Origin of the sequence: Streptomyces sp. NPDC086080, from assembly GCF_044540255.1 — a bacterium.
GTDB lineage: Bacteria > Actinomycetota > Actinomycetes > Streptomycetales > Streptomycetaceae > Streptomyces.
Genome location: NZ_JBITRU010000005.1, coordinates 1 through 25,324, shown reverse-complemented (window position 1 = coordinate 25,324; position 25,324 = coordinate 1). Strand labels below are relative to the sequence as shown.

23 protein-coding genes and 1 rRNA gene are annotated in these 25,324 nt (G+C 70.0%); 15 read left to right on the top strand and 9 right to left on the bottom strand.

What is annotated here, in order from left to right:
- The first annotated feature begins 298 nt into the window (after window positions 1–298).
- From ACIF9R_RS07870 to pstB, 7 genes are all read left to right on the top strand, one after another.
- Window positions 299–2,665: an RNA degradosome polyphosphate kinase gene (locus ACIF9R_RS07870; protein ID WP_399975815.1), complete on the top strand. Its 2,367-nt coding sequence runs from the start codon at window positions 299–301 to the stop codon at window positions 2,663–2,665.
- A 13-nt stretch (window positions 2,666–2,678) separates the two neighbouring features.
- Complete coding sequence (locus ACIF9R_RS07865; protein ID WP_399976626.1) at window positions 2,679–4,151, top strand: CHAD domain-containing protein; 1,473 nt, start codon at window positions 2,679–2,681, stop codon at window positions 4,149–4,151.
- 70 nt (window positions 4,152–4,221) lie between these two features.
- Window positions 4,222–4,662 carry an NUDIX hydrolase gene (locus ACIF9R_RS07860; protein WP_399975813.1) on the top strand — a complete coding sequence of 147 codons (441 nt, stop codon included), beginning with the start codon at window positions 4,222–4,224 and terminating at the stop codon, window positions 4,660–4,662.
- A 221-nt stretch (window positions 4,663–4,883) separates the two neighbouring features.
- Window positions 4,884–6,014 (top strand): phosphate ABC transporter substrate-binding protein PstS, encoded by a 1,131-nt coding sequence (pstS, locus tag ACIF9R_RS07855; RefSeq protein ID WP_399975811.1) that lies wholly within the window; start codon window positions 4,884–4,886, stop codon window positions 6,012–6,014.
- 132 nt (window positions 6,015–6,146) lie between these two features.
- Window positions 6,147–7,151 (top strand): phosphate ABC transporter permease subunit PstC, encoded by a 1,005-nt coding sequence (gene pstC, locus ACIF9R_RS07850; RefSeq protein WP_399975808.1) that lies wholly within the window; start codon window positions 6,147–6,149, stop codon window positions 7,149–7,151.
- Complete coding sequence (gene pstA, locus ACIF9R_RS07845; protein WP_399975805.1) at window positions 7,148–8,209, top strand: phosphate ABC transporter permease PstA; 1,062 nt, start codon at window positions 7,148–7,150, stop codon at window positions 8,207–8,209. Before pstC ends, pstA begins: the two co-directional genes overlap by 4 nt.
- Before the next feature lie 32 nt (window positions 8,210–8,241).
- Window positions 8,242–9,018, top strand: coding sequence for a phosphate ABC transporter ATP-binding protein PstB (gene pstB / locus ACIF9R_RS07840; protein ID WP_399975802.1), 777 nt, complete (start codon window positions 8,242–8,244; stop codon window positions 9,016–9,018).
- Between the two features lie 288 nt (window positions 9,019–9,306).
- Here pstB and pitH read toward each other — a convergent pair whose 3' ends face one another.
- Together pitH and ACIF9R_RS07830 are read right to left on the bottom strand one after the other, a co-directional pair.
- Entirely contained in the window at window positions 9,307–10,305 is a 999-nt protein-coding gene (gene pitH, locus ACIF9R_RS07835; RefSeq protein WP_399975799.1) for a low-affinity phosphate transporter PitH, read from the bottom strand.
- A gap of 8 nt (window positions 10,306–10,313) precedes the next feature.
- Window positions 10,314–10,934 carry a DUF47 domain-containing protein gene (locus ACIF9R_RS07830; RefSeq protein ID WP_399975796.1) on the bottom strand — a complete coding sequence of 207 codons (621 nt, stop codon included), beginning with the start codon at window positions 10,932–10,934 and terminating at the stop codon, window positions 10,314–10,316.
- A gap of 239 nt (window positions 10,935–11,173) precedes the next feature.
- On the opposite strand from ACIF9R_RS07830, the gene ACIF9R_RS07825 reads away from it, so the two are divergent.
- On the top strand, window positions 11,174–11,632 hold the full coding sequence (locus ACIF9R_RS07825) for a metal-sensitive transcriptional regulator (protein WP_399975794.1): 459 nt from the start codon (window positions 11,174–11,176) through the stop codon (window positions 11,630–11,632).
- A 40-nt stretch (window positions 11,633–11,672) separates the two neighbouring features.
- On the opposite strand, the gene ACIF9R_RS07820 is transcribed toward ACIF9R_RS07825, so the two are convergent.
- Window positions 11,673–11,855, bottom strand: coding sequence for a hypothetical protein (locus tag ACIF9R_RS07820; protein ID WP_399975792.1), 183 nt, complete (start codon window positions 11,853–11,855; stop codon window positions 11,673–11,675).
- 96 nt (window positions 11,856–11,951) lie between these two features.
- Entirely contained in the window at window positions 11,952–12,803 is an 852-nt protein-coding gene (locus ACIF9R_RS07815; RefSeq protein ID WP_399975789.1) for a hypothetical protein, read from the bottom strand.
- 104 nt (window positions 12,804–12,907) lie between these two features.
- On the opposite strand from ACIF9R_RS07815, the gene ACIF9R_RS07810 reads away from it, so the two are divergent.
- Window positions 12,908–13,069 (top strand): DUF6349 family protein, encoded by a 162-nt coding sequence (locus tag ACIF9R_RS07810; protein ID WP_399975787.1) that lies wholly within the window; start codon window positions 12,908–12,910, stop codon window positions 13,067–13,069.
- A gap of 141 nt (window positions 13,070–13,210) precedes the next feature.
- Here the strand turns inward: ACIF9R_RS07810 and ACIF9R_RS07805 are convergent, their stop codons facing one another.
- The 3 genes from ACIF9R_RS07805 to ACIF9R_RS07795 all read right to left on the bottom strand — a co-directional run bounded on the left by ACIF9R_RS07805 (window position 13,211) and on the right by ACIF9R_RS07795 (window position 16,907).
- Window positions 13,211–13,903 carry a phosphatase PAP2 family protein gene (locus ACIF9R_RS07805; protein WP_399975785.1) on the bottom strand — a complete coding sequence of 231 codons (693 nt, stop codon included), beginning with the start codon at window positions 13,901–13,903 and terminating at the stop codon, window positions 13,211–13,213.
- Between the two features lie 212 nt (window positions 13,904–14,115).
- Window positions 14,116–15,141 (bottom strand): NlpC/P60 family protein, encoded by a 1,026-nt coding sequence (locus ACIF9R_RS07800; RefSeq protein ID WP_399975782.1) that lies wholly within the window; start codon window positions 15,139–15,141, stop codon window positions 14,116–14,118.
- 35 nt (window positions 15,142–15,176) lie between these two features.
- Window positions 15,177–16,907, bottom strand: a complete 1,731-nt coding sequence (locus tag ACIF9R_RS07795) for a serine/threonine-protein kinase (protein ID WP_399975780.1) — start codon at window positions 16,905–16,907, stop codon at window positions 15,177–15,179.
- 469 nt (window positions 16,908–17,376) lie between these two features.
- On the opposite strand from ACIF9R_RS07795, the gene ACIF9R_RS07790 reads away from it, so the two are divergent.
- The 6 genes from ACIF9R_RS07790 (at window position 17,377) to ACIF9R_RS07765 (ending at window position 24,552) form a co-directional block, all read left to right on the top strand.
- Entirely contained in the window at window positions 17,377–17,685 is a 309-nt protein-coding gene (locus ACIF9R_RS07790; RefSeq protein WP_004929725.1) for a hypothetical protein, read from the top strand.
- Window positions 17,686–17,885: 200 nt separating this feature from the next.
- A complete protein-coding gene (locus tag ACIF9R_RS07785; RefSeq protein WP_399975778.1) occupies window positions 17,886–18,695 on the top strand; it encodes a hypothetical protein in 810 nt (269 codons plus the stop codon).
- Window positions 18,685–20,028, top strand: a complete 1,344-nt coding sequence (locus ACIF9R_RS07780; protein WP_399975776.1) for a hypothetical protein — start codon at window positions 18,685–18,687, stop codon at window positions 20,026–20,028. The genes ACIF9R_RS07785 and ACIF9R_RS07780 overlap by 11 nt, the downstream gene beginning before the upstream one ends.
- On the top strand, window positions 20,025–21,584 hold the full coding sequence (locus ACIF9R_RS07775; RefSeq protein WP_399975773.1) for an SCO6880 family protein: 1,560 nt from the start codon (window positions 20,025–20,027) through the stop codon (window positions 21,582–21,584). Before ACIF9R_RS07780 ends, ACIF9R_RS07775 begins: the two co-directional genes overlap by 4 nt.
- 13 nt (window positions 21,585–21,597) lie before the next feature.
- Complete coding sequence (locus ACIF9R_RS07770) at window positions 21,598–23,010, top strand: ATP-binding protein (RefSeq protein WP_399975771.1); 1,413 nt, start codon at window positions 21,598–21,600, stop codon at window positions 23,008–23,010.
- Window positions 23,011–23,022: 12 nt separating this feature from the next.
- Window positions 23,023–24,552: a type IV secretory system conjugative DNA transfer family protein gene (locus ACIF9R_RS07765; RefSeq protein WP_399975768.1), complete on the top strand. Its 1,530-nt coding sequence runs from the start codon at window positions 23,023–23,025 to the stop codon at window positions 24,550–24,552.
- On the opposite strand, the gene ACIF9R_RS07760 is transcribed toward ACIF9R_RS07765, so the two are convergent.
- On the bottom strand, window positions 24,541–25,122 hold the full coding sequence (locus ACIF9R_RS07760) for a GNAT family N-acetyltransferase (protein ID WP_399975765.1): 582 nt from the start codon (window positions 25,120–25,122) through the stop codon (window positions 24,541–24,543). The two genes, ACIF9R_RS07765 and ACIF9R_RS07760, sit on opposite strands and share 12 nt — an antisense overlap.
- Window positions 25,123–25,232: 110 nt before the next feature.
- Window positions 25,233–25,324: ribosomal RNA gene (gene rrf, locus ACIF9R_RS07755) — 5S ribosomal RNA — on the bottom strand; the annotation flags it as partial.

Genomic DNA, 25,324 nt, shown 5'->3' with positions numbered 1-25,324 from the left:
ACGTAACCGCCGTCGAGACCCCATCAGCGGCGTCGGCCCCATGCGCACACCCGTACGTACCCCTTCCACACACCTCCGTCCCTCCACAGCCCTCCCGGGCCACCCCCACCCCCGGGGGCCGGAGGGCCCACAGGTTTGGGGGACCGGAGGCCCGAGAGACCAGGGGCCCAGGAGACGGGGGCCCGGGCCGCGGACCCACGGGCCCCGCTCCCCGCGCACCCCCGCGAGCCGCCGCCCGGCATCCCGCACGTCATGTCTCCGTAACCGTTGATTCAGACAGACTTGCGACGCTCGGCCCATGCATCCCGCCGTGCCAGAACCCGCACCGCCCCGACGGGTGAACGGGGGGAGCGGGGGCGCCTCAGGGCCACCACCGCTCCCACCCGCGCTTTCCGACGCGCCCGTGATGCCCCGGGCGCGGAAGAATGGGGTCATGAGCCAGCCCAACGCCCAGGCACAGGTACAGCACCCGCAGCCCTCCGTGGGCTCCATCGCCGCCCACCGCCCGCACACCGTGGCCGGAGTGGTCTCCGACCTCGAACCCGACATCGACGCGGACCTCGACGGTTACGAGGAGGCGCAGACGGGCGGCGCCCCCCTGCCCCAGGGCCGCTTCCTCGACCGGGAACGCAGCTGGCTCGCGTTCAACGAGCGCGTGCTGGAACTGGCCGAGGACCCCGACACCCCGCTGCTGGAGCGGGCGAACTTCCTCGCGATCTTCGCCAGCAACCTGGACGAGTTCTTCATGGTCCGCGTGGCCGGCCTGAAGCGCCGTATCGCCACCGGTGTCGCCACCCGCTCCGCGTCCGGACTCCAGCCGCGCGAGGTGCTGGAGATGATCTGGGCCCGCTCCCGCGAGCTCATGGCCCGGCACGCCGCCTGCTACCACGAGGACGTCGCGCCCGCACTCGCGGAGGAGGGCATCCACCTGGTCCGCTGGAACGAGCTGACGGAGAAGGAGCAGGCCCGGCTCTTCACGCTCTTCCGGCACCAGATCTTCCCGGTCCTCACCCCGCTCGCGGTCGACCCCGCGCACCCCTTCCCGTACATCTCGGGCCTGTCGCTGAACCTGGCCGTCGTCGTCCGCAACCCGGTCACCGGGCACCGGCACTTCGCCCGGGTGAAGGTGCCGCCGCTGCTGTCCCGCTTCCTGGAGAGCTCCCCCGGCCGCTACGTCCCCATCGAGGATGTCATCGCGGCCCATCTGGAAGAGCTGTTCCCGGGCATGGAGGTGCTCCAGCACCACGCGTTCCGGCTCACCCGCAACGAGGACCTGGAGGTCGAGGAGGACGACGCGGAGAACCTCCTCCAGGCACTGGAGAAGGAGCTCATGCGGCGCCGCTTCGGGCCGCCGGTGCGCCTCGAGGTCGAGGAGTCCATCGACCGGGAGGTGCTGGACCTGCTGGTGCGCGAGCTGAAGGTCGGCGAGGCGGAGGTGTACCCGCTGCCGGGACCCCTCGACCTCACGGGGCTCTTCCGCATCCACAGCCTGGACCGGCCCGAACTGAAGTACGAGAAGTTCATCGCGGGCACCCACCGCGACCTGGCGGAGGTGGAGTCGGCGTCCGCTCCCGACATCTTCGCCGCGCTGCGCAGCCGGGACGTGCTGCTGCACCACCCGTACGACTCGTTCTCCACCTCCGTGCAGGCGTTCCTGGAGCAGGCGGCCGCCGACCCGGCCGTCCTCGCCATCAAGCAGACCCTGTACCGGACGTCCGGCGACTCCCCCATAGTCGACGCGCTCATCGACGCCGCCGAGTCCGGCAAACAGGTCCTCGTCCTGGTCGAGATCAAGGCCCGCTTCGACGAGCACGCCAACATCAAGTGGGCGCGCAAGCTGGAGGAGGCGGGCTGCCACGTCGTCTACGGCCTGGTCGGTCTGAAGACCCACTGCAAGCTGTCCCTGGTGGTCCGTCAGGAGGGCGAGACGCTCCGGCGCTACAGCCACGTCGGCACCGGCAACTACCATCCGAAGACGGCCCGGCTGTACGAGGACCTCGGCGTGCTCACCGCCGACCCGCAGGTCGGCGCGGACCTCTCCGACCTGTTCAACCGCCTCTCCGGCTACTCCCGCCGCGAGACCTACCGGCGCCTCCTCGTCGCCCCCAAGTCCCTGCGGGACGGCCTGGTCTCACGGATCGACAAGGAGGCCCAGCACCACCGTGCCGGGCGGCCCGCGTACGTACGCATCAAGGTCAACTCGATGGTCGACGAGGCGGTCATCGACGCCTGCTACCGGGCGTCGCAGGCGGGCGTGCCGGTCGACATCTGGGTCCGGGGCATCTGCGCGATCCGGCCCGGCGTGCCGGGACTGTCGGAGAACGTCCGGGTACGGTCCGTCCTCGGCCGCTTCCTCGAGCACTCCCGCGTCTTCGCCTTCGGCAACGGCGGCGAGCCCGAGGTGTGGTTCGGCAGCGCGGACATGATGCACCGCAACCTCGACCGCCGGATCGAGGCGCTGGTACGGATCACCGACCCGGCTCACCGTGCCGCTCTCAACCGGCTGCTGGAGACCGGCATGTCCGACACCACGGCGTCCTGGCACCTCGGCCCGGACGGCGAGTGGACCCGGCACTCGACGGACCCGGACGGCAGGCCCCTGCGCAACGTCCAGGAGATGCTCATTGACGCCCGGAGGCGCCGGCGTGGCACAGCAACACCTTGATCCGACGGACCCCATGGCCGGTCCCGTACCGGCGGACGCCCTGGCCCGCTATCTGCGGGACCGGGCGACCGAGTTCCTCCGCGCGCTGCGCCTCCACCGGGAGACCGGTGCGGGCGCGGCCGCGTCGGAGGAGTCCGTCGAGGCGGCCCGCGCACTGCGCCGCGCGGCCCGCCGCATCAGCGCCAGCCTCCACACCTTCCAGCCGGTCCTCGACCGGGACTGGTCGGAGGCCCTGCGCCCCGAACTGGCCTGGGTCTCCGGCACCCTGGCCCAGGAACACGCCTGCGCCGCCCGCCTGGACCAGCTCCTCCTGGCCCTGCACCGCCTGTCGGGAGCGCCCCCGTTCCCGACCCAGACCGCAGCCCCCGCACGGCACACGGCCACCACCACTGCCCGCCCGCCGTCCAGCGGCGGGCCGAAGCGCTCCCCCGGGCCCGCCACCGCCCCGCCCGGCACGAGAGGCGCGGACTCCCGCGGGGAGGCGTTCCCGGCCACTCCCCAGGTGACCGGCACCACCGCCGCCCCGGCCACCGCCGCGACGAGCACCCCCCGGCCCACCGCGTCCGGTACGGCCGGCCCCACCGGCCCCACCGGCCCCACCGGCCCCACTGGCCCCACCGCCGCGCCCGACGACGCCCCGCGCACCCCGGCCGGCCCGCCAGGCATCGCCCCCGCCCGCCCGGCGCGCACCGTCCCCGCCGCCGACGGCCTCACCGGCGCGGCCCGGCGTACCGTGACCGTGACCGCGACCGCCACGGTGACCGCCCCCGCCACCGAACCGCCCCGCACCGGCGCGCCCACCCCCGACGTCGCCCGTGCCGCCCGGCCCGTGCCCGCCCCGGACCGGGGCAATCTCACCGTCGGTGCCGCCAAGGCCGGTGCCCTGCTGGACCGGCAGCTGACGCTGGCCCGGACGCGGGCGCACTCCACCGCGCTGCAGGCTCTGGGGTCCTCCCGGTTCCACGGGGTCGCCGACAAGGTCGCCTTACTCGCCAGCGAGGTGCCGCTGACCCCGGCGGCCGACGGCGTCGACCTGCGCCCGTACGCCGACGCCGCGCGTGAGCGGCTCACCGACGCCGTCGCCGCGCTTCCCCTGCTCACGGCGGGCAGCCCGTACAACGCGGCAGCGCTGATCCACGGTCTCTCCCCGGATCCCTCCCCCCACCCGCAGGACGCCCCCTGGCACCAGGTGCGCCTCCTCCTGCGCCTGTACCGCTACGCCCGCGAGGTCCTGGACACGAGCACCGGCACTGGCACCGACCTCCACCTCCTCGCCGCCGGTGAGGCACTCGACCGGCACCACGACGCCTCCGAGGCCGCCGCCGCCGCGGCGCAGGCGGCCCGCACCCCGCGGATCGCCCCGGCCACGGCCTACGCGCTCGGCGTGCTCCACGCCGATCAGCGGCATGAGGTGGAGGCAGCGCGGTACGCGTTCCAGCGCGCCTGGCAGAAGCAAGCCCTCAGCACGCCGTGGAGGCACACGTAGGAGGCACACGCAGGAAGCACACGCGGGATCCACGCATAGGAAGCACGCCGCAGGAAGAGGGAGACACACCGTGAGCACCCCCCGCTCCGGCAAGACCCGCACCCTCACCGTCCGGGCCGCGGGCTGCGTCCTGTGGCGCCGCTCCCCCGTGACCGGCACGCTCGAACTGTGCCTCGTCCACCGGCCCAAGTACAACGACTGGTCCTGGCCCAAGGGCAAGCTCAAGCGCGGCGAGGACCCGCTGGTCTGCGCCCTGCGCGAGGTCGCCGAGGAGACGGGCCACACCGCCGTACCGGCCGCCGAACTCCCCACCGCCCGGTATCTCGCGAACGGCCGTCCCAAGCGGGTCCGCTACTGGGCCGCCGAAGCCGTCGCCGGCACCTTCACCCCCAACGACGAGGTCGACCGCGTGCTCTGGCTCCCCCCGGACGCCGCCCGCGCCCACCTCACGAGGCCCGACGACGCCGACCTCGTGGACGCCCTCCTCGCCGCCCTCCGTACGTCACAGTGATCCGGCGGAATCACCCCGTGTCCTCGACGTAAGCGTTCCGTGACCTCACCGCACCGTCCTCAGGGGTTCACCCCTCGTTCATGTACGGCCATCGGACGCTTCACCTGTTCTGCCTAATTTCGGCCTTACCCGATGGGGATCGCCCGCCGAAGAGGAGGCGACCGCATCACCCACTTCGCACGCCGCCGAATTCAGGACGGCGGCCACTGGAAGGAACTCAAGTGAAGCTTCAGCGCAAGAACCGGCGGGCCCTCGCTCTCGGTGCTCTCGCCGTCTCCGGCGCCCTGGCCCTCACGGCGTGCGGCTCCGACGACACCGGCGGCAAGACCAACGGCGGCGACGCCTCCGCCACCGCGCAGGCCGGCAACATCGATTGCGGTGACGCCAAGGGCCAGCTCCAGGCATCCGGCTCCTCCGCGCAGAAGAACGCCATCGACGCCTGGGTGAAGCAGTACGCCGCGGCGTGCAAGGGCGTGCAGGTCAACTACAACCCGACGGGTTCGGGCGCCGGCATCACCGCGTTCCTCCAGGGCCAGACCTCGTTCGCCGGCTCGGACTCCGCGATGGACCCCGAGGAGATCACGGAGTCCAAGAAGGTCTGCGCCGACGGCCAGGCCATCGACCTGCCCATGGTCGGCGGCCCGATCGCCGTGGGCTACAACGTGCCGGACGCCGAGAACCTCGTCCTGGACCCCTCGACCCTCGCCAAGATCTTCGACAGCAAGATCACCAACTGGAACGACGAGGCGATCGCCAAGCTCAACCCCGACGCCAAGCTTCCCGACCTGAAGATCCAGGCCTTCCACCGCTCGGACGAGTCCGGCACCACGGACAACTTCACCACCTACCTCCAGGCCGCCGCGCCCAAGGACTGGAAGTACGAGCCGGGCAAGTCCTGGGCGGCCAAGGGCGGCCAGTCCGCGCAGGGCTCCTCCGGCGTCGCCCAGCAGGTGAAGCAGACCCCCGGCGCGATCTCCTACATGGAGCTGTCCTACGCCAAGGACGGCATGAACACGGTCTCCATCAAGACCGAGGCCGCCGAGCCGGTCGCCGCCACCGTCGAGAACGCGACCGCCGCCATCGGCGCCGCCAAGGTCGTCGGCACCGGCAAGGACCTCGCGCTGGAGCTGGACTACACCCCGTCCGCCGAGGGTGCCTACCCGATCGTCCTCGTCACGTACGAGATCGTCTGCGACAAGGGCAACAAGGCGGAGACCCTGCCCACCACCAAGTCCTTCCTGAACTACATGGCCTCCGAGGACGGTCAGTCCCTGCTGGCCGACGCGGGCTACGCCCCGATGCCCGAAGAGATCATCACCAAGGTCCGCGAGACCATCTCGAGCCTCGCCTGACCCGAGAGTGCGGACCGGCCCCGACCACGGAGCCGGTCCGCACCGTCCGGTGCACCGCCAACAGGAGCCCCCGGACCCGGACGGCTCCGACCGAGCCGCCCGCCCCGGCGGCTCCGCAGACCGGAGAACCCGATGGACATCACCACACAGAAACCCGTCGCACCCCCTGCCCCCGGGCCGGCCGCGCCCGCGGACCCGCGTGCCGCGCGCGGCGCCACCCGCCCCGGTGACCGGATCTTCCTCGGGCTCTCCCGCGGATCCGGCATCTTCGTCCTGGTCCTCATGGCCGCCATCGCGGCCTTCCTGACGTACCGGGCATCCATAGCCATCAGCAAGGACGAGGCGAACTTCTTCACCACCTTCGAGTGGAACCCCACCGGGGTCCCGCCGGAGTTCGGCATCGCGGTCCTGGCCTTCGGCACCGTCGTGTCGTCGGTCATCGCCATGGTCATCGCGGTCCCGATCTCGGTGGGCATCGCCCTGTTCATCACGCACTACGCCCCGCGCCGGCTCGGCGGGGCGATCGCGTACGTGATCGACCTGCTCGCCGCCGTCCCGTCCATCGTCTACGGCCTGTGGGGCGCCCTCGTCCTGGTGCCGCACCTGAACGGCCTCTACGGCTGGCTCGACGACTACCTCGGCTGGACCGGCGTCTTCGAGTGGAGCGAAGGCGCCCCGCGCTCGCTGTTCACCGTCGGCATCCTGCTCGCACTGATGATCCTCCCGATCATCACCAACGTCAGCCGCGAGGTCTTCCGCCAGGTCCCGCGGATGCACGAGGAAGCCGCCCTCGCCCTCGGTGCCACGCGCTGGGAGGTCGTCCGCATGTCGGTGCTGCCCTTCGGCCGCTCCGGTGTCATCTCCGCCTCGATGCTGGGCCTCGGCCGGGCGCTCGGCGAGACGATGGCCGTGGCGATGGTGCTCTCCCCGTCGTTCGACATCAACCTCAGCCTGCTCGACACGGGCGGCGGCACGTTCGCGCAGAACATCGCGAGCAAGTTCAACGAGGCCACCGTGATGGGTCAGGACGCGCTGATCGCCTCCGGCATGGTCCTCTTCGTCATCACCCTGCTGGTCAACGGCGCGGCCCGCCTGATCATCGCCCGCCGCAAGGAGTACTCGGGGGCCAACGCATGAGCCACGCAACCCTTTCCCCCCAGCGCAGCTCCCTGCGCGGCGCGACTCTGCCCAAGTGGTTCGCCTGGGCGGTCGCCGCGGGCTCCGTCGCCCTCGGTCTCGGCATCAGCACCGCGGCCGGCCTGAACAGCAGCATCCAGTGGGCGCTGATCGCCGCCCTCCTGTTCGTCCTCGGCTCCTACGGCATCTCGGCCAAGGTCGAGGGCAGCCGCCAGGCCAAGGACCGCACCGCGACCAGCCTGGTCTGGGTCTGCTTCCTCCTGGCCGTCCTCCCACTGGCCTCCCTGATCTGGGAAACGGCCGAGCGTGGCATCAAGGTCCTCGACGGGTACTTCCTGACCCACTCGATGGGCGTGGTCGCCGACGCCGAGCCCGGCGGCGGTATCTACCACGCCATCCTCGGCACCCTGGAGCAGGTCGGCCTGGCCACCCTGATCTCGGTCCCGGTCGGCGTGCTCACCGCGATCTACCTGGTCGAGTACGGGCGCGGCAAACTCGCCAAGGCGGTCACCTTCTTCGTCGACGTCATGACGGGTATCCCGTCGATCGTCGCCGGTCTGTTCATCCTGAGCCTCTGGGTCCTGATCCTGAAGATGGGCCCGTCCGGCTTCGCCGGCTCCATGGCCCTGTCGATCCTGATGATCCCGGTGGTGGTCCGCTCCACCGAGGAGATGCTCAAGCTCGTCCCGAACGAGCTGCGCGAAGCGTCACTGGCACTCGGCATACCGAAGTGGCGCACCATCCTGAAGGTGGTCCTGCCGACGTCGATCGGCGGCATCGTCACGGGTGTGATGCTCGCGATCGCCCGTATCACCGGCGAGACGGCCCCCGTGCTGTTGCTGGTCTGGGGCACGGACTTCATCAACGCCAACCCGTTCCAGGACCCGCAGGAATCGCTGCCGATGTACATCTATCTGCAGTTCGCCAACAGCGGCGGGGTCGGCCCGGCGTACGACCGCGCCTGGGCAGCGGCCCTGACGCTCATCGCGATCATCATGATCCTCAACCTTGCAGCCCGCGGCATCGCCCGCTGGAAGGCCCCCAAGACCGGTCGCTGAGGCCACCCGGACCCGAAAGAAGAGTGATATCCATGGCCAAGCGCATCGACGTCAGCGGCCTCAACGCCTACTACGGCTCCTTCCTGGCCATCGAGGACATCTCGATGACCGTGGAGCCCCGTTCCGTGACGGCCTTCATCGGCCCGTCCGGCTGCGGCAAGTCCACCTTCCTGCGCACCCTCAACCGCATGCACGAGGTGACGCCCGGCGGCCGGGTCGACGGCAAGGTCATGCTGGACGACGAGAACCTGTACGGCGCCGGAATCGACCCGGTGGCGGTACGGCGTGAGGTCGGCATGGTCTTCCAGCGCCCGAACCCGTTCCCCACCATGTCCGTGTACGACAACGTCGCGGCGGGCCTGCGCCTGAACGGCAGGTACAAGAAGTCCGAGCTGGACGACGTGGTCGAGAAGTCCCTGCGGGGCGCGAACCTCTGGAACGAGGTCAAGGACCGTCTCAACAAGCCCGGCTCGGGCCTCTCGGGCGGTCAGCAGCAGCGTCTGTGCATCGCCCGCGCCATCGCCGTCGAGCCGAACGTCCTGCTGATGGACGAGCCCTGCTCCGCCCTGGACCCGATCTCCACCCTGGCGATCGAGGACCTGATCGGCGAGCTGAAGGAGCGGTTCACGATCGTCATCGTGACGCACAACATGCAGCAGGCGGCCCGCGTCTCCGACCGCACCGCGTTCTTCAACCTGGCGGCCGTCGGCCAGCCGGGCAAGCTGATCGAGATCGACGACACGGAGCGCATCTTCTCCAACCCGTCCGTCCAGGCCACCGAGGACTACATCTCCGGCCGCTTCGGCTGACCGATCCCCTCGCGGTGCTGCATGGCGGTGCCACCGCGAGGCCAAAGGGCCCGCCCCCTACCGGGGGCGGGCCCTTCCACATACCACCAACCAACCGTGCCACGTGCGCAACCGCGGACAGCCATGCCGCCCAACCGCGGACAGCCGTACCGCCCAACCGCGGGCAGTCGTGCCGCTGGGGCGCTGGGGGTCCCCCCGCTCGAGCGAAGCCGAGAGTGGGGGAGGGTGGGCGCGGCGGCACCCCGCAAACGCCGGGCTGCGCAACACCCCCCGCCCGGCCCACCCGTGCTACAAGAACAGCAGATTCACCACCCCGTACGACACCGCAGCCACCCCCGCCGCCGCCGGCATCGTGATGAACCACCCGAGAACAATGTTCTTGGCGACCCCCCACCGCACGGCGTTGACCCGCTTCGTCGCCCCCACACCCATGATCGCCGACGTGATCACATGCGTAGTGGAGATCGGCGCGTGAAACAGGAACGCCGACCCGAACATGATCGACGCCCCCGTCGTCTCCGCGGCGAACCCCTGCGGCGGATCCAACTCGATGATCTTCCGCCCCAGCGTCCGCATGATGCGCCAGCCCCCCGCGTACGTCCCCGCGGACAGCATCAGCGCACAGGCGATCTTCACCCACACCGGGATCGGATCGCCGTAGTCCTCGACATCGGCGATGACCAGCGCCATCACCACGATGCCCATCGTCTTCTGCGCGTCCTGCAGACCGTGCCCCAGCGCCATCCCCGCCGCGGACACCGTCTGCGCGATACGGAAGCCCCGCTTCGCCTTGTGCGGATTGGTCCGCCGGAACATCCACATGATCGCGGTCATCACCAGATAGCCGGCCAGCAGACCGACCACCGGCGAAACGAACATCGGGATGACGATCTTGTCGACCACCCCGTGCCAGTACACCGTCGTCCCGCCGGCCAGCGCCGCCCCGACCATGCCTCCGAACAACGCGTGGGAGGACGACGAAGGCAGCCCGAAGTACCAGGTGATCAGGTTCCAGACGATCGCTCCCACCAGCGCGGCGAAGAGGATCCCCATCCCTCTCGACCCCTCGGGTGTCTGGATCACACCCTCACTGACGGTCTTGGCGACCCCGGAGCCCATGAACGCACCGGCGAGGTTCATCACGGCGGCCATCGCGAGCGCCGCCCGGGGCGTGAGCGCCCGTGTGGAGACGGAGGTGGCGATCGCGTTCGCCGAGTCGTGGAAACCGTTGGTGTACGTGAAGAAGAGCGCGACCCCGATGGTCACGACCAGTGCGAAGGTGTCCATGGAAGGGTTCAGGACTCCTTGACCGCGATGGTCTCCACCGTGTTGGCCACGTGCTCGAAGGCGTCGGCCGCCTCTTCCAGTACGTCCACGACCTGCTTGAGCTTCAGCACCTCGATGGCGTCGTACGTGCCGTTGAAGAGGTGGGCCAGCAGCTTGCGGTGGATCTGGTCGGCCTGGTTCTCCAGACGGTTGACCTCGATCCAGTACTCGGTGAGGTTCTCCATGGTGCGCAGGTGCGGCATGGCCTCCGCGGTGAGCTCCGCGGCCCGCGCCAGCACCTCGATCTGCTGCTCGACGCCCTTGGGCAGTTCCTCGATGCTGTAGAGGACGACGAGGTCGACGGCCTCCTCCATGAAGTCCATGATGTCGTCGAGGGACGACGCGAGGGCGTAGATGTCCTCGCGGTCGAAGGGCGTGATGAACGAGGAGTTCAACTGGTGGAAGATCGCGTGCGTGGCATCGTCACCGGCGTGTTCCGCGGCCCGCATACGCTCTGCGATCTCGGCCCGGGCGGAGGTGTCCGCCCCGAGCAGTTCCATCAGGAGCTTGGAGCCCGTGACGATGTTGTCCGCGGACGCGGCGAACATGTCGTAGAAGCTCGTCTCCCTGGGGGTCAGACGAAAGCGCACGTGGGGTCCTCGGTCTGCATCGGTGTCGGTCAGGCTGATGCTAAGCACATCATCCGGCCACGTGTAACGGGCCGCCCTCCAGTGTCGCCCATCAAGCACAGCGATGAGCACGGGGGCGGCCCGCGGTCCGTTTCCGGCCGGAGCGCACGGCATCAGGCAACAGGCCTATACCCAGCAAAGTTCGGTACCATATACCCGCCAGGGGTATATGTCGCCCATCAGCACACCAGGAGGACGCGATGACGACCACCGGAACCGGCGCGAACGCACCCTCCTCCCCGGACACGACGAGCACGGCGGACACCCCGGACGTCACGGGCGTGACGGGCGTGACGGGCGTGACGGAGGTCGGGGATGTTACGGACGTCACGGAAGTGACGGGCTCCGCGGACATCGTGACCGACCACGACCGGGGCATCCACGGCTATCACCAGCAGAAGCAGGAGCACCTCAAACGCCTGCGCCGCATCGAGGGCCAGATCCGCGGACTGCAGCGGATGGTGGACGAGGACGTCTACTGCATCGACATACTCACCCAGGTGTCCGCCTCCACCAAGGCCCTGCAGTCGTTCGCGCTGCAGCTGCTGGAGGAGCATCTGCGCCACTGCGTCGCGGACGCGGCCGTCAAGGGCGGCGACGAGATCGACGCGAAGGTCAAGGAAGCGACCCAGGCCATCGCCCGCATGCTGCGGACCTGACGGGTTCCGACCGGCCCTGACAGGCCGGAACGCGTCGCCCTCAGTACTCCTCCGCGGGCTCCGTCCGCGCCTCGGCCACCCGTAGCACCTCGTCGATGCTCTCCAGGCTGAGCCGGTCCTCGGCCGCGGAGGCGGCGATGATCAGCTCCCCGCACAGCTCGATCTCGGCGAGTGCCACGCGGTCCTGAACCGTCCCGCCCCTGCGCGGAGCCACGCGCCTCACCTCATCTCCGTCGTCACCGACTTCCTAGAGTAGGGAGCGCCCTACGGACCGCGCATGGCACGGAAGGGCTAGTTCGCGCCGGTCACTCCGGGCCGCTCACTCCTCGGCGATCCGTCCGGCGTAGATGTCCCCGGCCTCGGGCAGCCGTACCTCGGTGGGGACCCCGAAGTCGTACAGCAGGGTCGTCGAGGCGACCGCGACGGGCTCGGCCTGCCGGCCGTTGACGAAACTGAACCGGTGCCGGACCTTCCGGATCCGCCCCTGGTCGTCGAGGTAGACGTCGAACGGCACCCGGGCGGTGGCGAACCCCTTCGCCGCCGCGCCCAGCGGCCCCCGGTTCGCGTCCGAGGCCACCCGCGAGGCGTTCTCGAGGTCGGCGGTCCCCCGGTAGTGGCGCACCTTCGTCCCCGCGACCTCGGTCCGCCCGACGAACGTCACCGACCGCGTCCCGCGCAGCACCTCGGCGGCGGCGAACGGATCGGTGGCCCCGCCGGTGACGAGGTTCCCGTCGGACAGCGTGCCGGTGTCCACCCGTACCCACTTGTCGGCGGGCACTCCGGCCCCGCGGTTCTTCATGAACAGCGCTCCGGGAGCGAGCAGTTCGGTGATGGGCCGCCGCACGGTCTGCCCCGCCGGATCCTGCGGGAGCAGCACTTTCAGCCGTCCGAGCCGCTTGCGGTAGTCGTAGACCCCCTCGCCCCTGATGGTGACCCGGGTCCCGCCGGTGGCCATCTCCAGCGACGTACGCGCCTTGGAACTGCCGGCGTCCACCAGCGCGTCCGCCGCGCCGCGCACCGCCGCCACCGCCGCCGGGCCGCCGGAATCGCCACCGGTCGCGGCACCGCTGCTGCCGCATCCCGCGAGGCCGCCGAGCGCGAGACACCCGGCGGCTCCGAGAGCGACGACGGCACCACCGGTCCCCCGGCGCCGCAGTTCTCGTCCTGCCATGGTCCGCCTACCCCCGCTACGTCCGACACGGGCCGCCTTTCCTCCGGTTAACGACCGGTGGCCGACCCCGTCACGCGGACACGCCGGAGCGGTACCGTGGTCGGGTGGACGAGCAGGATGGCGCGGCAACCCTCCAGGAACACCGGACCACCACATCCGAACGGGGGCCCTTCTGCGTCGCCTGCTGCACCTGCGGCTGGCGCGGCCCCGCGAGAAGAGCGAGAAGCCAGGCCCGCAAGGACGCCACGGACCACGCGGCGGAGTGACGCGGGCCTTACCGGCCATGAAGAGGCCGGCCTGCGGTCGGCGGGTCGGGCGGCCGCCCGTCGACCGGTCCCGCGAGGTGGAGCAACGGCGAGGCCGGCAAGCTCGTGGAGCTCACCGGCCTCGCCTTCGACGGAGCGGTCTCACGCCGCCAGGTCGCGCTCCCCCGGCTCGGTCGGACGGGCCTCTCCCCTGCTCATCCGCGCTTCGGGCCCACGCCCTTTGATCAGCCACCCGCCCCGCGGCGACCGCTCGATCGCGCGCATCAACGGCGTCAGCAACGCCATGGCGAGCGGCGAGAGCAGCAGCGCGACGGCCGTACCGAGCGCGAGCCCACCCACGACGTCCGTCGGGTAGTGCACGCCCATGTAGACGCGGATGAAGCCGCCCACCAGCCCGAGCACAAGGGCGACGATCCCGAGCCGCCGGTTGGCCAGGAACAGCCCCACCGCCAGCGCCATGCAGAGCGTCGCGTGATCGCTGACGAACGAGTAGTCGGTCTTGCCGTCGACCAGGACCTCGAGCCCCTCGTGGTCGTTGAAGGGCCGGGGCCGCTCCACGAACCCCCGTATCGGGACGTTCACCAGAACCGCGACGCCCGCCGCGAGCGGAGCCCACACCAGGGCCGCGACCGTCGGAGCCGCGTCCTCGCCGCCCCGTCGCCTGACGCCCCACCAGCACCACACCAGCATCCCCAGCAAGGCGAACAGGACGCCGAACTCGCCCACGAACTCCATCACGTGGTCGAACCAGGGCGGCGCGGCCTTGGCGAGGCCATTGATGTCGTAGAGCAGGTCGACGTCGGGGTTCGACCCGGAATCGGCGAGTCCAGCCATGGTGCTGCGGCCCCTTCGTCATATCTCCCGGCGTACCGTTCGCACGCCGTCTCCAACCACCCCCGTGGTCCGTAGATCCGCTCATCGGCTCGGCTACGACAACAGGAACGCATGGCTCCCGTTGATACGTTCCACGCTCAACCGAATGATCACTCAGACGTTACCGAAGAGAGATTCATCTCCGCAGCTCAGGGGGAGGGTCAACGCTCCGCTCACACCGCCGTGGGGAGTGCTTTCGCGCCATCTTCGGTGACACGGGTGGCACCAAAGTAGTCAGGAGTGTCGATCGGGTCGAATCGGATCACGGCACCCGTGCGCGGCGCGTCGATCATGTACCCGCCGCCGACATAAATACCCACATGCCGGATGGCCCGTGAATTGGTCAGGTCGTCCGAGAAGAACACCAGATCGCCGGGGAGGAGTTCCTCCCGCTTCGGGTGCGGCCCCGCGTTGTACTGGTCGTTCGCCACGCGCGGCAGCGTGATCCCCACACTCTCGTACGCCGCCTTGGTCAGCCCCGAGCAGTCGAAGCGTCCGCCCTGCTCAGGCGTGCCGTTACCGCCCCAGAGATAGAGCGTGCCGAGCTTCGTCTGCGCGTACGCGATGGCCCCGGCAGCCTGCTTCGAGGGGTCGACCCGCCCAACCGGCGCGGCGAAGCTCTTCTCCAGCGCCCGGATGCGCTTGACGTAGTTCTGTGTCTCGCTGATCGCGGGGACCCCACCCGAGCTGATGACCCGGTATGCCCCCGCATTGTAGGCGGCGAGCATGTTGTTCGTTTGATCCCCGGGTACGTCCTTCACGTACTTCGCGAGCTCGCAGTCGTACGACGCCGCCGATGGAATCGCGTCATTCGGGTCCCAGATGTCACGGTCGCCGTCGCCGTCCCCGTCGATGCCATGGGCGGCCCAGGTGCCGGGAATGAACTGGGCGATACCGCGCGCGTCCGCGTGGCTGACGACGTCCGGATCCCACCCGCTCTCATGGTAGAGCTGTGCGGCGAGCAACGCCGGGTTGATGGCCGGACAGAGGTTGCCCCACTTCTGAACGAGCGTCTGGTAGGCGGCGGGCACTGCCCCCTTGGCGAGCGTCTTGCCCACGCCGCCACTCATGTTGCCGCCGACGACGTACACGCCGACGACCAGCAGCATGACGAAGCTCAGTCCCGCGCCGGTGGCGGCGGCACCGGCCACCCATACTTTTCGCACGCTCCAACTCTTCCCTACCGCGACCCGGTCCATGGGTCATTTACCAGCCTGAAGGACGCCCGTGTGAGCTACTTCGCGACAAAGCCGCGGCAATCGATGCTGGCGTACTGCTTCGGCCCCTGGACGTGCAGGAAGAGCACGGTCCAGTTGCCGGGATCGTTCTCGACCGGAATGGCGTCCGTGTACTTCTCGCCGTCCTTGACCGCCTGGAAGTCGTCCGGGTACGTCAGCCACACCCACGGAGCGGACGGCTCGTCGCGAAGGCCCTCGTAGAGGTCGACCGGCTTGCTGGTGTAACCGAGGCTCAGATTCTCGAACCGTGCGCCCTCGATCGGCCGGCCCGTGTCCGCGTCGATCTCGTGCGGCGGCTTGACGGCGACCGACACGTAATACGACGCCCCGTCCTCCGGTACGACGTCCTTCATACGGATCCCGATCCGCCCCTTTCCGGAGGTGTACGGCGCGTCGGACTCCGCGTCGGTGACGGAAGTCTGGAAGTACTGGTTGCGCTCCTCGGCGGGCAGCTGACATGTTCCCGAACCGTCCGGCGAATCAGCGTCCGGCGTCCAGTAGTCGCGGTTCGCGTTCGTCGCCTGCACGTAGGCCGGCGGCTGGACCTTCGGCTGTCCGCTGCCCGGCCCGGTGGGGGCCTTCGACGTGGCACCTGGCCGCGCGGCCCCGGTCGCCTCCCTGCCGTCCCCGCCCGTGTCGCCCTCACCCCGATCGGGCAGCAGGAAGAACGCCGCCGTCACCGCTCCGACCACGAGCACCGCCGTCACGGCGATGAGCCAGGGCGCCGGACGGCGCCGCGCCCGTGGGGCCGGAGAACTCACCTGCGTGGGTGTGTACCCGGGCGCGTGGGGGGACGCGGACGTGGGCAGATCGTGCAGCCCCATCGCCGGCGGATGTGCCGGCGGATGTGGATCAGCCGCACCCGCCATCGGCAGTGCCTCGGCCAGAGCGGCCAGAGAGGTGTAGAAGGGGTCCTCGACCAGGGCCGCCAGCACCCGGCACCGGGCGATGACCTCGGCGAGCCGCGGGCGCGCCGCCGGGTCCTTGGCCACACAGTGCTGGATCAGGCCCGCCAGTTCGGGCTCCACACCGGCGAGCTCGATCGGTTCGTGCACCGCGCGATAGCTGACCGTGGCCGGTTCGCCGGACCCGAACGGGGGCCTGCCCGTCGCCGCGTACGCGATCGTCGCCCCGAGCGCGAACACGTCGGCAGCGGGCCCCACCTCATTGCGCATCAGCACTTCGGGGGCGGTGAAGCCGGGCGTGCCGGGGGCCGTCCCCACCTCGGTGAGTGCCGTCTGCCCGACTCCTCGGGCGATGCCGAAGTCGATGAGCTGCGGCCCCTGCGCCGCGAGGAGCACGTTCTGCGGCTTGAGGTCCCGGTGCGTCACCCCCTGCTCGTGCACGGCCGCGAGTCCTTCCGCCAGCGCGGCGAACAGCCGCCGGCACGTTTCCGCCGGCATCGGCCCGCGCGCGCACACGGCCTTGCTCAGCGTCGGACCCGACACGTACTCGGTCGCCAGCCAGTAAGGAGCCGAGTCCAGCGACGCGTCGATCAGGTTCGCGGTGTAGGCGCTCCGGACCAGGCGCACGGTCTCCACCTCACGCCTGAACCGGGCCAGTGCCTCGGGGTGGTCCGTGATCTCGTCGCGGATCACCTTGATCGCCACCAGCCGGCCGCCGGGCGACCGTCCGAGGTAGACCTGCCCCATTCCGCCCGCACCGAGGCGGGCCAGCACCATGTACGCGCCTATCTGCGCGGGATCTTGAGCCTTCAACGCCTCCACGGATCCGACTCTGCCACACGGGTCGGCGGGAATGGGCAGGAGCTGAGACCGGCCCAGCCGCATTCCGCCCACAGCCCCTTCCCGCTGGTTGATCCCCCTTGCCCGGCCCGTCCCACACACCCCCCGAGGCGGCCGGACCCGGTCAGGCAAACGTGGAGGGCGTACGAGCCGGAAAGTTCGACCACTTCGTCACCCTGGGGCGGTCCGAATGGTCATCAGAAGAGGTAGGTGGAAGCCTCGTTGCTCGATGTGACACTCCGTGATACACAGAGTGACGATACGACTCTTCACCCATCGGAGCGCGCCCCTGCCGGGGTCCGGCGCGCGCCGGTGGCAAGCTGTTCCCACGAAACCCGCCAACCGATGACGCCGAGTCGACATACGACAGCGTCATTGTCGGCGACAATGGAGCCTGACCTCTGCACCCCGCAGAGGGAACGGAACTACCCATACAGGGGCGGTGACTTACGTGTTCTTCGCGGCCGACGAGGGAGACATCAACACCATTATCGGCGGGATCGCCCCGGACTGGGGCCCCTTCGGCAGCCTGGGCAACGAGGCCAAGATCATGATCGAAGTGGTCATGGCGGTCGCCATCCTCCTCTGCCTGGGCATCGCCATCTGGGGGGCGGCCAAACAGCGTATCGGCGCGACCGCCTTGAGGGACACGTTCAGCGCCGAACAGGGCAAGGGCCTCATCATCGCGGGGCTCACGGGCGTCTTCATCATCGGCTCACTCGGCACGCTGTTCACCATCGTGTACGGCATGGCCGTATAGGTCGCGCTCCATCGGTCCGACCGGGCACGCCCGGCTCCCCCTCCATCCCACCCGCCCGTCGTGCCCATCGGCTGAGGTTGCGTCTCCCTGATGTCCAGTCACCACACCGCGCCCGAACGGGAGCCCGCGAGGCTACCGTCGTACGTGGCGTACCCGGAGTACGAGGTGTTTCCGCACGACGCTGAGGGGGCGTACGCGGCATGAGTCCCGGAGACGACACCGGTCAGACCCGCACCCGCCTGCCGGAAGGGGGCGGCGACCCGTACGGCGGCGGGCGCAGAGGCGCCCGTTCGTCGTCGCGCAGCCTTGTCACGGTGGTCGGCGTAGTGGTGCTCCTCATCGCCGCGATCGCCTTCGCGAACCGTGGAGGAGACGATTCCGCAGCGGACGAGGGCGGCTCGGGCGACTCCCCGAAGTCGGCGGCGACGGCCCCTTCGGGGAAGAAGCCGGTGGACGCGAAGACATCGGGCATCCCGTCCGGCTTCGCCCACGACAAGCAGGGGGCGCAGAGCGCGGCGGCGAACTACACGGTGGCGCTCGGCTCCGCCGAGATGTTCGACAAGGACCGGCGGCGCGAGATCGTGGCCACCGTCTACGCCCCGAACGACGCCGACGCCCGGCAGGCGGACCTGGACCGGGCTTACTCGAACGCGGAGTTCCTGGCCAACATCGGCCTGGACAAGGACGGTAAGGCGCCCACCGGACAGACCTTCGTCTCCCGTGTGATCCCGGTGGGCACCAAGGTAACGTCGTCCAGCTCGAACGATGCCTCCGTGGAGGTCTGGTACACGTCACTGTTCGGCCTGTCCGGTGAGGGCTCGACCAATCCGGTCACCGAAAGCTGGTACACCACGACGTACCAGCTGAAGTGGACCGAAAACGACTGGAAGGTCATCGACTTCCAGCAGAAGGACGGACCGGTCCCGGTCGGGCACGACCAGAGAGCCTCCACCGCCGACGACATGACGAAGGCTGTCGAGGAGTTCGGAGGGTTCACGTATGCGCGCTAACCACGGCTTCCTCAAACTCACGGCAGCCGTAACCGCCGTGCAGGTCAGCGCAGTGCTGCTCGCCGGCCGGGCCTTCGCCGATCCCACGCCCACCCCTACAGGAACAGGCGCTCCCTCTCCTGCGCCCACCGACAGCAACAATCCCTGCGACCTCATCCGGGGCCGCGCCAAGGACTACTGCGAACGAGGCGAGGCCGCCTCCGACGGTGCCACCACCCTCGACGACCCCTCCACCACCCTCGACCCCCTCGCCTCCCTCGCCCAGGGCTGCGCCGACGCCGCCTCCTGGACGATCAAGCAGCTCAGCGGGGCCGTCGAGGACACCGCGAACGTCGACTTCACCAACGACACGTTCCTCCAGCAGTACGCCGTCGTCTTCGCCGCGTCGACGATCCTCACGCTGCTCCTGTGGCTGCTCGCGGTCGCCAAGCGCGCGGTGCGCGGCGTCCCCCTCGCCACCGCCCTCTCCGAGGCGATCGGCTTCCTCTGGCTGACCGTCCTCGCCTCCGCCTTCACCCCGCTGATCCTCTACACCGTCGTCTCCGCCACCGACAGCGTCACCGACGTACTGGCGAAGGCGACCGGCGACCAGACGGACACGTTCTTCGGCACGTTCGCCGGCGCGCTCGAGAAGGGCGACGACATCGGCGGCGGCCCGATCATGCTGATCGTCGTCTCGCTCGTCTCCATCCTCGCCGCCGGCATCCTCTGGCTGGAGCTCGTCATCCGCGCCGCCCTGCTCTACGTCGGCGCGCTCCTCGGCACCGTCGTCTACGCGGGCCTGGTCGACAAGAACCTGTGGGGCCACGTCCGCCGCTGGGCGGGCATCATGATCGCGGTGATCCTCGTGAAACCCGTCATCGTGATCGTGCTCGGCCTGGCCGGGGCGCTGTCCGCCGAGGACGGCCCCGACGCGTTCTCCGCCGTGGTCTCCGGACTGGCGATCATCCTGCTCGCCATCTTCGCCTCCGCGATGATCTACCGCTTCGTACCCGGCTTCGGCGACGAGATCGCCGGCTCCCGCAACAACCGCCTCATGCAGGGCGCCGAAAGCAAGGCCGCCGCCGTCATCAGCTCCCCGGCGACCCTGGTCGCCCAGGGCATCAAGACGCACAGCACCCGGGCCGACAACAACGGCGGTGGCGGCCAGTCCTCCGGCGCCCGCCCCTCCAACCCCGCCTCCGGCGGAGTCGCCGCGCACAGCTCGCGCACGCCGAACGGCGGCGGAACGGCCGCGGCCCCCGCGCCCCGTTCGAGCAGCCCGGTGAACACCCCCCACGCCGGCAACACCCGCAACAGCAGCAACAACCGCACGGGAGGTGAAGGGCGTTGACGACCGAGACCCATCTGTCCCATCCGGTCACGCCCCGCCGTACGTATCTCATCGGCCGCGCCCGGCCGAACGCGATCGTCGGCCGCAATCGCGAGACCGGTGAGATCGCGCTGATCGTCGTGGGCGCGTTCCTCGGCATGATGTGCGGGCTCCTCGTCCCCGTCCTGTCCGCCCGGATCGTGCTGCTCGCGGGCCTGCCCATGCTGGGACTGGCCGCTGTCTACGTGCCCTACAAGGGCCGCACCTTCTACAAGTGGTTCGAGATCAACCGCAGCTACAAGCGCACCGTCCGCCGCGGCACCACCTACCGCTCCGGCGTCATCGAGGCGGGCACCCGTCTCGACGGGCGCGAGGTGGAGATCGGGCCGCCGCCCGGAATCGGGCGGATCACCTGGCTCGCCGCCCCCTTCGGCCCGGACGAGATCGCCGTACTGCTGCACGCCGACCGCAAGACCGTCACCGCCGCCATCGAGATCGAGGGCCCCGGCGTCGGCCTGCGTGACTCCGAGGACCAGGAAGCCCTCGTCGACCGTTTCGGCACCCTGCTCAAGCACGTCGCCAACGGCGACGGCTTCGTGACCCGCATCCAGATGCTGGCCCGCACCCTGCCCGCCGACCCCGACGCCCACGCCAAGGACGTCGCCGTCCGGGGCGACGAGAAGTCACCCACATGGCTCCAGCAGTCGTACGACCAGCTGCAGTCGATGGTGTCGACCAGCAGCGAGCAGCACCGCGCGTATCTCGTCGCCTGTATGCACTACAACCGCGAACTGGCCGCCGAGGCGAGCACCATGGCCCGCGCGATGCGCAGCCAGGGCGGCGGCAAGGTGGACCGGGACGCGGGACTCGCCGTCGTCATGGCCCGTGAGCTGACCGACATCTGCTCCCGGCTCCAGGAGGCCGACATCCGCGTACGGCAGCCGCTCGGCCAGAGCAGACTGTCCTCGCTGATCCACTCCATGTACGACCCGGACCACGCGATCGACCACATCCAGGCGATGACACAGCGCAACGCCTGGCCGGCCGAGCTGGACGCCATGGAGCCCACCTACCTCCAGGCCAAGACCCGCGAGTCCGCCACCCGCGCCCCCTGGTGCCACGCCACGGCCTGGGTGAAGGAATGGCCGATGACCCCGGTGGGCGTCAACTTCCTGGCCCCCCTGCTCGTCCACACCCCGGACGTGATCCGCACGGTCGCCGTCACCATGGACCTCGAACCCACCGAGATCGCCATCGAGCGGATGCTGACCGAGAAGACCAACGACGAGGCGGAGGCGTCCCGCGCCGCCAAGATGAACCGCACCGTCGACCCACGCGACCTCGCCGCCCACAGCCGCCTGGACCAGCGCGGCCAGGACCTCGCCAGCGGCGCCGCGGGCGTCAACCTCGTCGGCTACATCACCGTGTCCTCCCGCACACCCGAGGCCCTGGCCCGCGACAAGCGGACCATACGGGCATCGGCCGGAAAGTCGTACCTGAAGCTGGAGTGGTGCGACCGCGAGCATCACCGCGCGTTCGTGAACACACTCCCGTTCGCCACCGGCATTCGAAGGTAGGGGCTGAGTTCTGATGCGGGATCCGCTGTCCGTCGTCACCGACGCCTTCACGTCCTTCCTCTTCGGGAAGGTCGAGACCACGCGGCTGCCGGTGCGCACGTCCACGGGCCAGGCCCAGGCGGTCTATCTGCCGACCGCCGCGCCCGGCCTCGGCGACTCCGGCGTCATCATCGGCCGCGAGGTCTACTCCGGCAAGGGCTACATCTACGACCCCTTCCAGCTCTACGGCCAGCAGCTGCCCGCCCCGCACTGGCTGGTGCTCGGCGAGTCCGGCAACGGCAAGTCGGCGCTGGAGAAGACGTACGTCCTGCGGCAGCTGCGCTTCCGCGACCGCCAGGTCGTCGTCCTGGACGCACAGGGTGAGGACGGCGTCGGCGAGTGGAACCTCGTCGCGCAGAAGCTGGGGATCACCCCCATCCGTCTCGACCCGATGGCCGCTCTGGACCACGGCATCCGGCTCAACCCCCTCGACCCGTCGATCACCACGACCGGCCAGCTCGCCCTGCTGCGGACCATCATCGAGGTGGCGATGGGCCACGGCCTGGACGAACGCGCCGGCTTCGCCCTCAAGGTCGCGCACGCCTACGTCAACGAGACGATCGTCGAACGCCAGCCGGTCCTCTCCGACATCGTCGAATGCCTGCGCCACCCCGAACCGGAGTCGGCGGAGGCGATGAACGTCGCCATAGACGACGTACGGGCATGGGGCCTGGACGTCGCCCTGGTCCTGGACCGGCTGGTCGACGGTGACCTGCGCGGCATGTTCGACGGTCCGACGACCGTCGGCATCGACCTCGACGCGCCGCTCATCGTCTTCGACCTGTCCCACATCGACCGCAACTCCATCGCCATGCCGATCCTCATGGCGATCGTCGGCGTGTGGCTGGAGCACACCTGGATCCGCCCCGACCGGAAGAAGCGCATCTTCCTGGTCGAGGAGGCCTGGCACATCATCAACAGCCCGTTCGTGGCCCAGCTGTTCCAGCGGCTGCTGAAGTTCGGGCGGCGGCTCGGTCTGTCCTTCGTCGCCGTCGTCCACCATCTGTCCGACGTGGTGGACGGGGCGGCGGCGAAGGAGGCGGCGGCCATCCTGAAGATGGCGTCGACCCGGACCATCTACGCCCAGAAGGCCGACGAGGCGAGGGCGACCGGCCGCGTCCTCGGCCTGCCCAGATGGGCGGTGGAGATCATCCCGACGCTCACCCCCGGCATCGCGGTCTGGGACGTCAACGGCAATGTCCAGGTGGTCAAACACCTGGTCACGGAGACCGAACGCCCTCTGGTCTTCACCGACCGCGCGATGACCGAGTCCTCCGCCGACCACCTCTCCGACGACGCCCTGCGCGCCGCCGAGCTGGAGGCGGAGGAGCGGGCGGCGGCGTTCGTGGAACAGCACGTGGGTGACGCCGAATCGACGGTGGCGTAAGGGGAACAACGCGTGAGACCGGACGATCACCGTACGCACGGCCGGGCCGGCGGCGGCCAGGGCGGTATTCCCGACGGACTGCTGATCGGCATCCTCGTTCTCCTCCTCGGCCTGACCGCGATGGTGTGGACGGCCACCGGCCTGGCGGCTCTCTTCGCCCATGGCCGGTGGCCCTCGGACGTCACCTTCACCCGCACCCCGGTGGCCATGCGCCATCTCGTCGCCGACCCGCAGAACATCCCCGCCGCCTGGCCGGACACCCCGGAGACCGCCCTCTCGGGCTACGGCCTCTTCTGGGGCCTGTTCATCGGCCAGCTGATGGTCCTGATCGTCCTGACGGTGTTCGTCCTGGGCACGGTGGCCCGCTGGAGAGCCCTACGGCTCCGGCGCCGGACGGCACGCGCGTCCGGGCCGGCACAGCGCCCCACGGAACCGGAGACGGACCAGAAAACCCAGCCCGAACAACCGCCAGCACCGGCACATGCACCGGCGCCGAAAGCCCTGCACGAGGTACCGGTCCCGAGGACACCCGAGCAGGACACACCGTCGCCCGACGAGCCAGTTGCCGCCCGCGCACCCCTCGGTGAACGAGCCGGTGGCTGGTCAACAGACCGCGCCGAAGGAACGGTGCTCTACGGTCCCCCGGCCACCCGCCACACCACCGCCCTCCAGGCGGTCCGGGACGCCGAGGGCCCCACCCTCGTCCTCACCTCGAACCCCACCCTCTGGCACGACACCAAGGACGCCCGCGCCAAACTCGGCCCCAGCCACCTCTACGACCCCACCCACCTCTGCGACACCCCCGCCCGCCTCCACTGGTCCCCCACGGCCGGCTGCGAGGACAAACGGACAGCCGCCTCCCGGGCGGCAGCCCTCCTCGCCCCGGTCCGCCCCACCTCCCGCCTCGACCAAGCGGTCAGCGACACCGCCGAGACCCTGCTCCGCAGCTACGTGCACGCCGCCGCCATCGACGGCCGTACCGTCCGCCATGTCCACCGCTGGTCCCAGGGCATCCAGGTGCACGACGCCGTACGCATCCTCCGTACCAGCCCCAAGGCCGCCCCCGGTTCCGCCGGTGAACTCGAAGCGGCCCTCACCGCGCACCCCGAGCGCCGTGACATGGCCCAGCAGCTGACCACCCGCGCCCTGTCCGCACTCTCCACGCTCCATGTCCGCGAGGCCTGCACTCCCAACCGAAATGATGCGCTCGCCTTGGATTCCTTCATCGATGAAGGGGGCACGCTTTATGTTGTGGGCGAATCCATCGAGGATCCCCGCACCAGCCCGGGCGCGATGCCCCTGCTGACGGCGCTCGCCTCACACGTGGTCGAGCACGGCCGGCGCATGGCCGAACGGTCATCCTCCGGTCGGCTCGACCCACCACTCACCCTGGTCCTGGACGACGTGGCGGCCGTGGCCCCGCTTCCCCAGCTCCCGGACCTCCTCACCACCGGCGCCGACCGTGGAATGCCCACCCTGGCCCTGCTCCGCTCCCGCGAACAGGCCCGCACCCGCTGGCCCCACACCGAACTACCGGCCTGACCCGGGCCGTTCGACGACCATCTCCCACTCGCGCTCATCCGGCTTCCCCGCCAATGGCACGGTCACCCCGCTCTCCACGAAGCCCGCCTTGCGGTAGAAGTGCAGCGCCCGCGCGTTCTCCGGGTGCACGATGAGCCGCGCGCGATCTGTCCCGCACCCCCACGCCCACTCCAGTGCGGCGTCGAACAGCACCTTGGTCAGCCCGCTCCCTCGATGCTCGGGTGCCACATACACCCCGACGACATGCCCCTGCCGCCGCTCCACGGGCAGCCCGGCCCAGTCCGTCGTGCCGGCCTCCTCGATCAGCACGGTGACCGTGCCCACCCAGCTCCCGTCACCCGCTTCGGCGACGAACTGCCGCGTCCTGCTACCGCCCTCCGTGCTCCCCGCCGCGCGCTCCCGCCAGAACGAGTCCGGCCGGGCCGCGGCCTCTTCATAGGTCTCCACATAGGCGAGATGCGCCACCGGGTCCCGGAGCGCGGCGAGCCGCAGTTCCTTCACTGCGGCCCACTCCTCCTCACGTACCGGCCGGATCACACAGCTCTCGAAGAGCTTGGCACTGACAGTCATGGCCACCACCGTAATACCGGTGTACTACCTACCTCACCAGGACGACGAACCCGGTCCGAAAACGCAGAAAGCCCCCGTGCCGAATGGCACGGGGGCTTTCTCCAATAATTGTTCGGCGGCGTCCTACTCTCCCACAGGGTCCCCCCTGCAGTACCATCGGCGCTGTAAGGCTTAGCTTCCGGGTTCGGAATGTAACCGGGCG

Coding starts and splice junctions, on each gene's coding strand:
- ACIF9R_RS07870 (WP_399975815.1), top strand. CDS start 299: ATGCATCCCGCCGTGCCAGAACCCGCACCGCCCCGACGGGTGAACGGG.
- pstA (WP_399975805.1), top strand. CDS start 7,148: ATGAGCCACGCAACCCTTTCCCCCCAGCGCAGCTCCCTGCGCGGCGCG.
- pstB (WP_399975802.1), top strand. CDS start 8,242: ATGGCCAAGCGCATCGACGTCAGCGGCCTCAACGCCTACTACGGCTCC.
- ACIF9R_RS07785 (WP_399975778.1), top strand. CDS start 17,886: ATGAGTCCCGGAGACGACACCGGTCAGACCCGCACCCGCCTGCCGGAA.
- ACIF9R_RS07825 (WP_399975794.1), top strand. CDS start 11,174: ATGACGACCACCGGAACCGGCGCGAACGCACCCTCCTCCCCGGACACG.
- ACIF9R_RS07780 (WP_399975776.1), top strand. CDS start 18,685: ATGCGCGCTAACCACGGCTTCCTCAAACTCACGGCAGCCGTAACCGCC.
- ACIF9R_RS07760 (WP_399975765.1), bottom strand. CDS start 25,122: ATGACTGTCAGTGCCAAGCTCTTCGAGAGCTGTGTGATCCGGCCGGTA.
- ACIF9R_RS07815 (WP_399975789.1), bottom strand. CDS start 12,803: ATGGCAGGACGAGAACTGCGGCGCCGGGGGACCGGTGGTGCCGTCGTC.
- ACIF9R_RS07805 (WP_399975785.1), bottom strand. CDS start 13,903: ATGGCTGGACTCGCCGATTCCGGGTCGAACCCCGACGTCGACCTGCTC.
- ACIF9R_RS07800 (WP_399975782.1), bottom strand. CDS start 15,141: ATGGACCGGGTCGCGGTAGGGAAGAGTTGGAGCGTGCGAAAAGTATGG.
- pstC (WP_399975808.1), top strand. CDS start 6,147: ATGGACATCACCACACAGAAACCCGTCGCACCCCCTGCCCCCGGGCCG.
- pitH (WP_399975799.1), bottom strand. CDS start 10,305: ATGGACACCTTCGCACTGGTCGTGACCATCGGGGTCGCGCTCTTCTTC.
- ACIF9R_RS07770 (WP_399975771.1), top strand. CDS start 21,598: ATGCGGGATCCGCTGTCCGTCGTCACCGACGCCTTCACGTCCTTCCTC.
- ACIF9R_RS07865 (WP_399976626.1), top strand. CDS start 2,679: ATGGCCGGTCCCGTACCGGCGGACGCCCTGGCCCGCTATCTGCGGGAC.